This is a genomic window from Paenibacillus sp. WLX1005, assembly GCF_046603685.1.
Classification (GTDB): Bacteria; Bacillota; Bacilli; order Paenibacillales; family Paenibacillaceae; genus Saccharibacillus.
In genome coordinates this window covers 5,377,713-5,390,948 of record NZ_CP176756.1, presented here as the reverse complement: position 1 = coordinate 5,390,948, position 13,236 = coordinate 5,377,713, and the positions used below count along the sequence as shown (strand labels likewise).

Sequence of the window (13,236 nt, the reverse complement as noted above, 5' to 3'; positions counted from 1 at the left end):
TTCCTCTTCAAAAATGAAGCGACGACGATAGATTGCTATCAATCGCCGTCATGTAATCCGCTGTATACTACAAAGCCGTCCATCTACGCTGTCACGCAGCAGAAGGACGGCTTTTGTTGCTCTCGTACATTGTCATTCCTATATCAAACCAACTCAATAAAATACTTTTCGCTGCAACAGCTGCAATGCCTGCTCCAATTCCTGCTGCTCCTGCGTATCCAGCCCTTGGATCCGCTCGTTGAACTTCACTTCAATCTGAGCAAATATACCGTTGATCATCTCTGTTCCATCGGTGGTGAGGCGAAACAGCTGTTTGCGGCGATCATTGGGATCGGATAGCTTTTCGCATAATCTTTTTTCAATCAGCTTGCGCAGTTCACGGCTTGTATTAGGCATGGACATCTGCATGCAATCGCTAATGGCACTGGGCGTTTGCGGCTGGCTGACGGCGAGATATTCCAGTATTTTATATTGAATCGGCGTAATGTTATCCAGCCGGATGCCGGAGGACATGTCGGCAGTGGCGTGATGCACCGATGTGACGAAGCCGATAAACTGGCGAAACAGTGTAGAATCCTGCATACGATCACCTCTTTCTTTCACCAACATACCAGAGAGGTTATCATAAAACAATTATCATTTGACAAGTAAATGAAAGCTCTGCTATATTTTGTTTATCAAATGATAACTAAAAGGAGTAACACCTATGAGAACATTGATCATTTACACGCATCCAAATCACGATAGTCTCTGTTATGCGATGATGCAGCAGGTCGTTCGCGGAAGTCAGGAAAATGTTGCGGTGGACGAGATTCGCACGATTGATCTGTACGCCGACCAGTTCAACCCAGCGCTGATCTTTAACGAGCATAAGCGTCGCCGCGATATGCACATTGACCCGGAGCTGGATCATTACCGTGAGCAAATACGCTGGGCGGATCAAATTGTGTTTGTGTATCCGATCTGGTGGGGACGTCCGCCAGCGATGCTGCTTGGATTCATTGATCGTATGATGGCGTCGGGTTTTGCTTTTCAATATCGCAAAGCTGGCGATCTACTGCCGGAAGGCTTGTTAAAAGGCAAATCTGTCGTCTGCGTGTCCACAATGCAAGGACCGACCGGGTATTTGCAATACTGGCTAGGCAATGCGCATCGACTGCTGATGAAGCGTGCGTTGTTTAACTACATCGGCATTCGCAAAGTGAAATTTTTTGAATTCGGCAATATGGAAAGTAAGAAAGGGCGTCATACGCAGAAGCTGGACAAGGTATATCGCTATTTCCGCACCGTCTGAGAAAGGAATGCTACAATACGTTGTCATATGCTGTTACTTGATTGTAAGACAACAGCTTCGTAGTGAAGTGCCATTGGCGACACCTATTCATGCTTCCTTCATTCGGTTCGGAACCATGTTCATTTGATCAACATGTCGTCACGCCGTTCTGTCTCATGCAATGGTTTCGTCATGCCGTTCCTAAGAAACTGTGATAGATGATAGAGGATCATTTCAGTTTAACAGTTCTTCCATATGACGATTATCTTTCCCCACGCATCTTGCCTTTTGCCAGTTGTTCCATGATAGTTGGATACTCGCGATCCAGCTTGTACAGCAGCATGACGATAATTTCCAGCACCACGATAATGGCGGGCATCACGATAAAGATCATCTGGATCATATGCAGTGCACCAGCGGACTGGGTTGCTGCGCCGCCTACATAACCGCCGATGCTCAGAAACCAGCCGAGCAGTGCGGTGCCGACGCCCATGCCGATCTTTTGCCCTAGGCTGCCTGCGCTGAACAGTACACCTTCGGCGCGTACGCCGCTGACCCATTCGCCGTAATCAATCGTATCCGCGAGAAAGGCGAACATAGTCGCACCAACCGGCGCACCGCCAAGCCCTTTGACAACAGTGGCAAAGATGACCAGCCCTACATTCGTCGGATCAATGAAGACGATCAGTGTTCCGCCAAGCGATAAACCGAGTCCGATGAGGGCGGTATTGCGTTTGCCGATCTTTTTGATGACGGGTGCGATGATGAACAGTCCAAGCAGGGAAGGAATGGACAGCGCCAGCGTTAATGCGCCTACATAATCGGGATCGCCGAGAATGTAGTTGGCATAATAGACGTTAACGCCTTGATTCAGGCTGAGCAGAGTGAATTGCAGCAGCAGGAACAGGAAGATCATGAGCCAGTATTTATTTTGCAACACTGCCTGTACCCAGAGCGACAGCTTGAACGTCTGTTGCTCAGACGCAGCCGGTTTGACGCGTTCTCTCGTATGGAAGAAGTTCCAGTAAAAGAGTGCAATTGCTACCACACCGTAGATCGAAAAGGTAATGATCCATGCCAGCTGAGTATTACCGAAAAAGGCAATCATCGGCAGCGTCACGACACCAACCGTTGTTGAACCGATCGTCGCCAGAAAATTGCGAAAGATCGCCAGCACCGAGCGTTCATACGGATCGCGTGTAATCAATGATACGAGTGTTCCATATGGGATGTTAGATGCAGTAAATACAATATTCATAAGCAAATAGGTAACGATGATATATACAATCTTGCCCGTATACCCAATATCCGGCACCGTTACGAGCAGAATCGCAGACAATCCAAATGGCACCGACGTCCACAGAATCCATGAGCGCGCCTTGCCATGCCGGGAACGCGTCTTGTCGACCGCTACACCCATCACCAGATCAAGCACGGCATCGAGCACGCGCGCCAGCAGCATAATCGTGCCGATCACCCCGGCAGAGATGCCGACCGTATCGGTATAAAAGAAAGTCAAAAACGATGCCATCGACGCATAGATCAGATTGGTCGCCAGATCGCCGATCCCGTACCCGAACCGCTCGCGAAACGAAATCTTTTCAGCGGAACCATTCAACTCCACTGGTGCCTGCTCTGCCATAACTCCCATACTCAACACTCCTTTTCAAAGTAAGCCAACGTGACAGCGGGCTGCATATTCTTCTATCCTCGTTACACAGCCCACTGTAATGTTTGGCAACATATCTATTGATTTACTGTACATGTTCCTCAATGATGACCGTGCCCCAGCGTTCCAGCTTCAGTTCATCTCCGCCGCTAATAGATTGCTCATCCAGCAAGGAGGTTCCGTTGCCATATGGATAAGGAATGGTGAGCGGCTCATCCGAATAGTTAAAATAGAAATGCACCTGCTGTCCGGCTTTATTGACGCTATGCTTGACTACCGCCGGGAAATGCAGCTCCTGATCGTTGCTCCACAATCCGATATCACGCATAATATGCTCCAGCGTGGCACGAATGACCTCTGGTGTCGTAAAGCATCCGATATACGTCGCACTGCCTTTGCCATGACGGTTGCGAGTAATAGCCGCATATTGTCCCCAGTGTGGATGCTCATAACGGGCAAGCACCTCTGCGCCTTTGGGTACGAGCAATTCCATCCATTCGCGGACTTCGGTATGTAACCCGTCCAACGGTAAAATATCACTGGTGAGCGTCGTGCCTTCTGGCTCCACAAACAGCTGGTACGACGCGCCGCAAGCTTCGCTAATGATGCCCGGCTGCGAGACGGTGCGGACTTGGATATGCTCGTTGGCAAACCCGGATTTGAACGCGTACACGATATGCCCACCAGTTGCTACATATCGGTTCAGACGATGCAAATAATCGTCGCTCACTGTATATAGCGGCGGTACGATCACCAGATCGTAATCCTCTGGCTGACCATTTTCCGGGTTGATGATATCGACGCCAATATTCAAGCGGTATAGCTGGTCATACAGCAAACGGAATACGTCGTTGTAGTTGTACGGTGTATTGCCGCTAAAGGCACGTCCGGCGAATGGAAACCAGTCCAGCGCGGTCAGGCTTTCGTTACTGATTAGCATAGCGACGCGATGATGCTTGCGCAGCCCAGTCAGTGTATCCGACAAACGGGCAAATTCGCTGCCGATGATCTTCGCTTCGTTGTAGACCGGATTCGGCTTCAGATCGTGGCTGAGCAATCCTTTCCAATACGTTTCCGCCGAGTTGTGAATGGAATGCCAGTGCCAGTATTCCACCATCACCGCACCGGATGCGATATGGCTGTACGCCTGCATACGCAATTGACCCGGATACGGCACCCACTGCTTGAACGCCTGCGCTTCCGTTTCCAGTACAAAATACGGCTTGTTCTTAGTGGAGCGAATCACATCCCCGGCAAAGGAAATCTCGTTACCTGTCAGCGATCCTTGGCTTGGATGGTAAATGTCGGTGCCGACAATATCTAGCGACTTGGACGCTTCAAAATGGTTCACATCCGGCTGAATCCCGTGCGAATAGCCGCGCCATTCAAAGTCAAAGTTATGTGTCACAAACTGGTCGTCCCGCGCATATTCACGTACGAGCTCTACCTGCCAGCTCAGAAAATCCGTCACAAGCTGTCGTTGAAACCGTGAGAATTCTGCACCCAGACTGCCATTAATCGTGCCAACGACCGACGGGAAGTCTTCCCAGCTGTTGATGCGATTGCTCCAATAATCCAGCCCATATACATGATTGAGCTGATCCAGATCGTGGTCAAATCGCTGCTTCATATGTTTGACAAACATCGTCTGCACATTGTGTCCGACCGTGCCGTAATGCTTCGTCTCGTTATCCACCTGAAACCCGATCACCGCCGGATGATCCGCTACACGGGAGATCAGCTTGCGGATGATGCGCTCGGCATACCGCAAATAGACTGGGCTAGTGATATCCATAATCTGACGCGCGCCGTAGCGACCGAGACCGTTCTTGGTCGTTGCCAGCACTTCGGGGTAGGCTTTGACCAGCCATGTCGGGACAGCGTAAGTAGGCGTGCCGACGATCACATCAATGCCAGCGTTGTGCATTGCTTCTAATACGCGATCTACTGAACTGAAGTCGAATACACCATCCTGCGGTTCATGCGTGCTCCATGTACTTTCGGCGATTCGCACCAGATTGATGCCTGCTTCCTTCATGAGCGCGATGTCTTCCTCCAACCGATCATAGGGCATATATTCATCATAATAGGCGACGCCGTAATATAGTTTGTTCGGGGTATAAGGCATGCGTGCAATTCCTCCTCTAGAAAATATGTAAGCGCTTATTTACAGCTCTGTTATTCATTATGTGGAATATGATGTAAAATGGATATAGTCAATCCCGGGGAACAATTTACCCAAAACAAAGGTGATGAAGATGAGCGAATATAACCCACTGCTGCATAATGCCCAGCGTCTTCCAGTATTGGATTGGAATATTAGTTTTTTCGGCGCCCATACCCAGAAAGTGGAGCGTGGCTGGCATGTGCCATCCAATCTGCATCTGGCGTTTGAGATTATCTGGGTGCTGGAAGGTGGACAGCGTACATGCATTGAACAGGATACATATGAACTGGCAAAAGGCGATATTCTAATCATACCACCGGGATTTCACCATGAGATTCAGTGTAACCATGCGGAAGGGATGACGTATTTTTGCGCCCATTTCGATATTGATGATGCGCCGTTTATTATGAATATGGCGCAGAAGTGCGATCTCATTTACCGTCAGGATCAGGAGTATAATGGCGAATTGCAGCGGATACTGAAGCGCTGGGTACATATGATTAATCACGATACGCCGTATTCGTTCCGTACGAAAATGGAAGTGCAGATCGTGCTGTCTGAGCTGCTCATTCTGCTGGACAGGATGATGGAGCAGAGCGGCGCTCCGGTCCATCCGGCGAGCATCAACAGCTCCAAATATGCCAAAGAAATCGCCGAAATGATCAAAACATCGTTCAAGCAGCAGGTGCTGCATCCCGAATACAATGAGCCGGACGACGAAGGGCTGCATATTGAACGCATCATTCAATCGGTCGGGCTGAGTCCGGGATATGGTTATGAAGTGTTCAAAAAAGTATATGGCTGCTCCCCACGTCATTACCTGTCCCAGCTCAAACTAAAAGAAGCCCGAGCATTGATCAAAAAGCCCGAGCTGTCGATCCAGTCCATCAGCAAGCGATTGGGATACAAAAATGCGTCCCACTTTAGCCGCCAGTTCAAACGCTGGACGGGCGTATCCCCGTTAGAGTATCGGGCGGTGGAGGGGTAGATTCAAGCTTTACTGTAAGGGAAGGAATGATCTAAAAAATAAAAGTATAGTTGTCCGTGTCATTGCATATGACTATAAACTGATCTAACGTGAGCACATGACTATGAAGGGTTGAAGTATAATCTGCATGATGCTGTATGTATTGAGCAGACTTAGGATTAGGTCGAAGACGCGGGATATCCTGTATCGCCAGCGTTCCTTGTTTCACCGCGCGATAGATGGATACATCGGTGCTCAAAAAAGAAATCGGTGGATGAGCGGAAAAGCAGCCATAAAAGGGAGCGTATTGCGATTCTTGTAACACTCTATCTTTGATCTTTATAATGCCAAAGTCTGTCGAAGCAATTGTGAGATGTTGAATTTGCGTGTGGTAGTGATGCAACAAGCAAAAGCATAAAGTGACCAGCGAAACTTCGCCCGCATTTTTCTTGGTGATACGTGTGTTCGTCTGTTTTGTAGTGAAACCATGATCATAAAATTGCTCCAGCCAGTCATCCGGCAATTCTTCGGCATGAAGATGGCGATACCGTCCAAAAAATTGGAGTGCTTCCGAATGGACAGAACTAAGTCGGAACAGCGCTAATAATTTCAGATCACTGTATTCCAGCAGAGGCAGATAATCTTCAAACTCATCAATAACATAAGTTGGGACTGGTATATTCGATATATAGTTCGATTTTCTCGCATGATGAGCATATTCTGCTTGCACCCATCCCGGAATAAGCACGAGATCATATGGTGCAAACATTTCAGACTTAGGCAGTACATCTTCGTATTGATAGTAAAATTGCAGATTGTTGTTATCTAGTAGTAGAATTTTGGCATGCGTAGCATTTCTCAATATGGTATCGATTTGGCTGTAATTACCCATTGGACTGCTCCTTTAGTTTCCGCTGGATGATCGTATACGTTGCTTCCCATTGCTTTACATAATCCAGATTTTCTCTATACATTGCTACGTCGGGGTGCTGCTTGATCTCCGTCTGAATGGCGGACTTGATTGGCGACAGATTCAGTACGAAGGACGGTTTGATCAGACTGTCGTCCAAAGAATATTGCTGAAACAGATGTGACCATTGTTCAGTTGTAAGTCGGGTATCAAAATTGGCTTTGATTATAGCTTTTAATGACTCATTACGCTGTTGGCTAGCGCTTTGATACAACTGAATAAGAACGGCTTTGTACGGCGCTTTGAACGATTTGATGCAATGTGCAATATTGACATGAAAGTCGTCATATTGAAGCGAATGATAATAATCGTATAGATCAGATTGTCCGAAAATCATTTGACTGGCAAAATAATCGGCTTTGCGTTCGTTAAGATCAAATTCGGTAAAAATAGCATAATCCTTCGTATGCTGCTGCATTTCTTCATATTCAGTTACATGAAAAACTTCATGCCAGTAAATAAAATACTGATACACACGCGGTTGTGCGGTATTGATAATCGGAACGATACGACCATTGGCAAATGTGCGAATAGCGCCGCCCCAATCTTCATCGGGAATGGGCAGTTCGATGAGATGATGTTCCTTTAGAATCTCCAATGCTTGCTGCTCAACCGGCAGGTATTTCCATTTGATAATGCGAGTCTCTATATATTGAATATGCTGCTCCACTTCGCGGGCAATTTGCTGATTGCGTTGAATCGTTACATCCAGATTTTCGCTAGTTATTCGCATAGCACGTAGACACCTCCTTACTTGATATACATCGAATAGAGATCAAGGATATGATCTAATCCTTCCAGCAGTTCTTTAGCTTCCGGGGTTCGCTCGCTTCCTTTTGCATGATCCGAAAAAGCGTATGGAGAATGGGAAGTCGGCAGTAGTTCCGGTTGATTTCGCAACAAATAATCATCAGGTAGCTGAAACGTCTGCGTGATTTTGGCAATCTGCTGATTGTAGAGGGTCGGATTGGGACTTTCACTTTTTAGAATTTGATCTACAGTGGGACGAGAGATTCCTGTCAATTTGGAAAAGGACAATTTGGAATATCCTTTCAGACGGATAAAGGCAGTCAGATTTTGAGCAATATGCTGCTGCTGAGAGAAAAATTCTGTCATTGGTCAAACACCTCCTCTTTTAAGTATAGTAAAAGTATATCATTTATATTTTTATGATAGTAAAAATTATTTTTACAAAATGTAAAAAAGGCTGTCGAAGTTCAGGGCATTACCTCCCGTGCCTTCCAACAGCCTTACTTAATTACTATAGAGGGTATCCAGCGAGCCAATCGTATTTCTAATCATTCTTTACCGTATGGCATCTACAATAAGCATGGATTCACCTGTATCAACAATTACTGCGCATAATCCCCGTTATAACTCACCAGCACTACATCCGACACCCCGTTCACATTTGACAGCTCATTAATAAACTGCGTATTATCCGGGTCTTTCAGACGAATCTCGACCGTCATCTCGGTCACATGTTTGCGTACGGTTTTGGACTTGAGTACGTATTTCAGCTTGCGTAGTGCAATCTTCACTGGCTCGGCAGCTTCATCATCGAAATGAATCACGAGCAAATACGGTGCATCGCTGTTCTGACGGCGTGCCATGAAGAAGATGACGAGCGTGATTACAATCGAGCCGACGATGGCAAAGGCGTATAGTGTCGCACCCGTAGCGATCCCAACGGAGATCGACCAGAACATGAACATGATGTCCATCGGGTCCTTCACCGCAGTACGGAAACGCACGATACTAAGCGCGCCGACCATACCAAGCGATAGCACGATATTGCTGCTGATGGTCATAATGATCAGCGCCGTGATGATTGTCATCAGGACAAACGAGACGTTGTAGTTATGGCTGTATACGACACCGCGATAGCATTTGCGATACACCCAGTAGATCAGCATCCCCAGACCGAAGGCGATCAGAAGGCTCCAGAACATCTCGATAAACGAAACCTGATTGAACGAATCGAGTTGGAGAAAGCTTTTTTTGATCACATCGCTAAAATTCGTTGTTTCATTCATTATGGTTATCCCCCTTCAGGCTGGCGTCAGCCTGTAAACACTTTTTGTCGTTCCTTGCACAGTACATATTTGGAGATGGTGGAGCGGTTGTGCGAGGATAATTGCACCAGATGCTTAATAAAATCCGGCAGAAATTGGTTGTACTTCACTTCGAGAATCTGGCGTGGACCGTCGACGGATTCCATCGTCACCAGATCTGGATCGAAAATGTCAAAGGACTGCACGCCCGCACACAGATACTTGTCGAATGTAATGCGCACATCGCTCACTGGGTAAATGTAAGCTTCGCGCACATAATCGACCACGACCGCTGGTTTGAGCTGACCGTGCAGCATATCGTAGTAAAAGTCGCGCATGAGCAAATTGCCAGAATCCAGCAGAAAACGCGTATCGCCATGCATAATCTGATCGAATTGCTCTCTAGTGATCGCCGCCGATTCTTTGGCGGTGAATTCGTTGTATTTGCTTTTGCGTTCCAGCTTGATGACGGCATCGCTTTTGTTGTAGATGCGGATGCGGTACTTTTTGCGGCGAAAGGCACCGTTGTTTTTATCGAACAGCGCGGTTTCCTGAATATTGTCAAAATACAGACTGCGGATATGATAGCCGTCACGATCGGTAGAATTGCGATCCAGCCGCATCACGGTTGCTACGCGGCGGCGTAATCCTTCGTATTCGTTTGGTGCGATATAATACTTCAGCTCATGCCGAAGACGTTTGTTGTCAAAGCGCAAGTGTATTGTCCCCTTTCCTGCTTATTGCACATACCATTGGCGCACTCCGTAGTACACGATGTCGTCAATATCTGTGTAGACATCGTACGGTATGGCAGTATGACCGCTCTTGTCCGTAGCCGTGACCGTCCAGAAGTAGCGTCCGCTTTCCAGTGATTCTATCTCTGCTTCGGTATTCGATCCGGTATCGATCTGCATGAGCGGCTGACGCATCGCCGGACTGCGAGAGATGGTGAGCTTGTATGTTAGCGGTTCATGCTGTAGATCGTAGGAAGCATCCCAGCTCAAGTGAAGCGCGCCATTACGCGTCTGTGGTTCATGCAGGGAAAATGGCATCGGCGCTTGCAATCCTTGGACAAATGCCTGCGCACTCTGCTCACTCATATCCGGCAATGTTTGCAACTCGGCATTGCGATCATCCAGTGTACCGGGCAGATAACCGGGATCGCCGGATTGCTCCAGTACGGGATCGATCACTTTGCGATAGGCGGCGATTGTTTGCTTTGTTTGCTCCGGGGTGATGATCTTGCGTAGTTCGTCTAGCTTATCCTGCAATTGCTGTACATGCCCTGGTTCATGAAAATACTGCTGCACCAGGCGGTTTTGCCAGTAGGCGGCAAGACCGTGCTGCCACGGTGCGCGTTCCTTAGTCGGTGTACGTCCCCACGCATCGTCGTAATCCCACGGGATGAAGAACCATTTGTCCGATTCGGTTGGCGAGTAGAGCAGGTAATTGTCCGAAGCAGCCTTGCTCTGATCCATGAGAATATTGGTCGCCAGCCATGTCAGGAAATTATTCTCGTCAAAATGCTGATGAAACACGGCATCCCACTGCTCCTCTGTAGCGCCGTTCAGCTCGTCTAACATGTTCAATAATTTCTGATGATCCCGGCTACCCTTGATTTGTAGCACATCCTGAAACTTGGATTTGTCAAAGGCAGGATCGTCCTCCAGCTTCAGCGCGTTCGGGCTGCGGTCAAAAGTAAAGTTCTCCGCCTTATACAGGGAACCGCTGGAATCCAATCCATGCGCCCGCAGAAACGCCTTGTTTGGCTGTTCAATCTGCGTATACAATCCGTAATCGGTAAATTCATCGACCGCATCGTCACGCGATAGGTCTTTGACATGCAGACGGACAAAGCTGGTACGCATACTTACCATGTCCGGCAAGGAGCGGATATAGTCGAAGCTTAGCTTGTTGCGCAGCCGCGTCAGATCACCGACAGATTTGACCAGATTGATGGTGGACTGATCGCGCCACGCGCCAGCCTGTCCGTTCAGCTTGATCTTGTACGATTTCTGCGCCGATTTGACCGAATCTGTGCCGCGCAGGGAGATGGAGCTGTTCACCTGATAATCCGAATAGCCGAACATGCCATGCACGGGACCAGTATCGTCGCCCTCTTGGAAAATAGCATCCAGCGAGCGTCCGTCATCGTCTTGTGGTTGGTTGATGCCGTTCAGATCGCGCCAGCTGTACGGAGTTTTGCGATCCAGATTCTGGTGCATAATCGTTACGTACAGATTCGTGATCACATTCTGCGGATCGCTGTCATAGACGGCGCTGTTGTCTGCTAGCTTGCCCGCTGCGTAGGCACTTTGCTGTCGGTCGCTCCGGTTGTCGTGCAGATCCCACGGCATCCACCCAGATGGGATGCTACAACCAGTCAGCAGAAGCAGCAGTGCCAGCACGCTAAGCCTTGACCACGGTTTATTTGACATAAAATTCACGCACCCCATAATGATTCACATTGTCCAGATCCTCATAAATGTCAAAGGCGGGCATCTCATGCTGCTGACTGTCTACTGCTGTCACGCTCCAATAATAACGCCCCGGCGTCAGACCGCTGACGTTCACTTCGTTGGCTTTGAGCGCAGCCTGACGTTGCAGCGGATTGGTCAGATTGGGCGAGCGAGAGATGAGGAAGCGGTATGTAATATCGTCTGCCTGCAAATCGTATGAGTTGTCCCAGCGGAATGTTAGCTGTTCACCGGTTTGCTGTACATCGCCCATGAAGAATGGCATTGGGTATTGCAGCATCTTTTCAAACCGTGCTACTGATTCCTCGGGAATGTCCATCAGATGATCGACCTCGTGCTTGTAATTCTCAATTGGCTCTGGCAGATTGCCAAGGTCGGGCATTGTGTAGACAAACGATTCGGTGATGTGGCGATACATATCCACATGCTTTTCGGTATTGGCACGATTGAAGACGGATTGTAACTGCTTGATCTTGTCTTGCAACGCCTGCACATTGTCCGGGTTTTTGAAAAAGCGATTTTGCAACTGACTGCCCCAGTAGTTCGCCAGACCAGCTTTCCACGGAGCGCGCCGCGCTGTATCGTCATCGTAAAAGCCCCATGCGCCGTCATAGTCCCACGGCAGGAAGTACCATGTGTTGGAATTGAGCGGCGAATACAGCATGAAGTTCTGCGTCTGGGTATCGATATTGTCGGTCAGAATATTGATCGCCATCCATGTGAGGAAGTTATCACGGTCAAAATATTTGTCAAAAACCGTATCAAAATCTTGCGTCGTATCGTTCAGATCGTCTAGCATCTTGAGCAGCTTGGTATGATCGGAACTGCCCTTGATTTCCAGCACCGATTCAAAGTTTGCTTGCTTGTAGGCAGGGTCACTTGTCAGCTTGAGCTGATCTGGATATCGGTAAAATTCAAAATTGGACGCCTTGTACAATTGTCCGTTCGGATCAAGCCCATGCGATTTTAGGAAGCTGCGGTTCGGCTGCTCTACCTGCGTGTACAGTCCGTAATCTTGCCATGACGACGATGTGCTTGCCGCAGTCAGATCTTTGACATGCAGATGCACATACTGCGTACGCAGACTGGTAAAGTCCGGTATGCCCTGAAACAGATCATAGCTGAGCTTATTGCGCATCCGGCTAAAATCATAGGCGCTTTTCACCAGATTGATCGTAGACTGACTGCGCCATTCGCCAGCGTCCTTGTACAGGCTGATTTTATATGCTTTTTGGTGCGAGCTGAGCGTCGATTTACCACGTAGCTTGACGAAGGCGTTCGGCTGTTTGGTGTCATAGCCGAATTTGCCCTGCGTCGGGCCTTTGCTATTGCCCTCCTGAATGATGGCATTGACACCTTTGTCAGCGGTGTTATGTTCCGGCAGTGTAATCTCATTCAGACCGTTCCAGCTTTGCGGCGATTCGGCGGTCAGATTGTCCTTCGTAATCGTCAGGTAAAAGTCGATCGCCGTATCCTGTGTATCGCCCTTGTAGACGGTCACATTGTCTTCCAGCCGCGGATGATAAGTGGCTGCCGCTTCGGCTGTGCCGGTGTTGGTAGCGATGGCAGGCAGCGGTGTCTCATGTTGACAGCCCGCGATAATGACCATACCTAGCACACCGGTTAGCAGCAGCGAAGCTTTGATATACATCTTCATGA

12 protein-coding genes are annotated in these 13,236 nt (G+C 48.4%); 2 read left to right on the top strand and 10 right to left on the bottom strand.

Annotated elements, in window-relative coordinates:
- Positions 1–153: 153 nt before the first annotated feature.
- Complete coding sequence (locus tag ACE3MZ_RS23050) at positions 154–582, bottom strand: MarR family winged helix-turn-helix transcriptional regulator (RefSeq protein ID WP_411344405.1); 429 nt, start codon at positions 580–582, stop codon at positions 154–156.
- A gap of 124 nt (positions 583–706) precedes the next feature.
- Between ACE3MZ_RS23050 and ACE3MZ_RS23045 the strand changes: the two genes are divergently transcribed.
- A complete protein-coding gene (locus ACE3MZ_RS23045; protein WP_411344404.1) occupies positions 707–1,294 on the top strand; it encodes an NAD(P)H-dependent oxidoreductase in 588 nt (195 codons plus the stop codon).
- 241 nt (positions 1,295–1,535) lie between these two features.
- Here the strand turns inward: ACE3MZ_RS23045 and ACE3MZ_RS23040 are convergent, their stop codons facing one another.
- Entirely contained in the window at positions 1,536–2,924 is a 1,389-nt protein-coding gene (locus ACE3MZ_RS23040) for an MFS transporter (protein ID WP_411344403.1), read from the bottom strand.
- 103 nt (positions 2,925–3,027) lie between these two features.
- Positions 3,028–5,070, bottom strand: coding sequence for a beta-galactosidase (locus ACE3MZ_RS23035; protein WP_411344402.1), 2,043 nt, complete (start codon positions 5,068–5,070; stop codon positions 3,028–3,030).
- Between the two features lie 130 nt (positions 5,071–5,200).
- On the opposite strand from ACE3MZ_RS23035, the gene ACE3MZ_RS23030 reads away from it, so the two are divergent.
- Complete coding sequence (locus tag ACE3MZ_RS23030; RefSeq protein WP_411344401.1) at positions 5,201–6,097, top strand: helix-turn-helix domain-containing protein; 897 nt, start codon at positions 5,201–5,203, stop codon at positions 6,095–6,097.
- 31 nt (positions 6,098–6,128) lie between these two features.
- Here the strand turns inward: ACE3MZ_RS23030 and ACE3MZ_RS23025 are convergent, their stop codons facing one another.
- From ACE3MZ_RS23025 to ACE3MZ_RS22995, 7 genes are all read right to left on the bottom strand, one after another.
- Positions 6,129–6,968: a hypothetical protein gene (locus ACE3MZ_RS23025; protein WP_411344400.1), complete on the bottom strand. Its 840-nt coding sequence runs from the start codon at positions 6,966–6,968 to the stop codon at positions 6,129–6,131.
- Positions 6,961–7,779 carry a hypothetical protein gene (locus ACE3MZ_RS23020; RefSeq protein WP_411344399.1) on the bottom strand — a complete coding sequence of 273 codons (819 nt, stop codon included), beginning with the start codon at positions 7,777–7,779 and terminating at the stop codon, positions 6,961–6,963. The genes ACE3MZ_RS23025 and ACE3MZ_RS23020 overlap by 8 nt, the downstream gene beginning before the upstream one ends.
- Before the next feature lie 17 nt (positions 7,780–7,796).
- Complete coding sequence (locus ACE3MZ_RS23015; protein ID WP_411344398.1) at positions 7,797–8,162, bottom strand: XRE family transcriptional regulator; 366 nt, start codon at positions 8,160–8,162, stop codon at positions 7,797–7,799.
- A gap of 236 nt (positions 8,163–8,398) precedes the next feature.
- A complete protein-coding gene (locus tag ACE3MZ_RS23010; RefSeq protein ID WP_411344397.1) occupies positions 8,399–9,082 on the bottom strand; it encodes a DUF4956 domain-containing protein in 684 nt (227 codons plus the stop codon).
- Between the two features lie 26 nt (positions 9,083–9,108).
- Complete coding sequence (locus tag ACE3MZ_RS23005; RefSeq protein WP_411344396.1) at positions 9,109–9,816, bottom strand: polyphosphate polymerase domain-containing protein; 708 nt, start codon at positions 9,814–9,816, stop codon at positions 9,109–9,111.
- 21 nt (positions 9,817–9,837) lie between these two features.
- The gene (locus ACE3MZ_RS23000) at positions 9,838–11,538 is read right to left on the bottom strand and encodes a CotH kinase family protein (protein ID WP_411344395.1); all 1,701 of its coding nucleotides are present in this window, start codon (positions 11,536–11,538) and stop codon (positions 9,838–9,840) included.
- The gene (locus tag ACE3MZ_RS22995; protein WP_411344394.1) at positions 11,528–13,234 is read right to left on the bottom strand and encodes a CotH kinase family protein; all 1,707 of its coding nucleotides are present in this window, start codon (positions 13,232–13,234) and stop codon (positions 11,528–11,530) included. Before ACE3MZ_RS22995 ends, ACE3MZ_RS23000 begins: the two co-directional genes overlap by 11 nt.
- Positions 13,235–13,236: the final 2 nt, after the last annotated feature.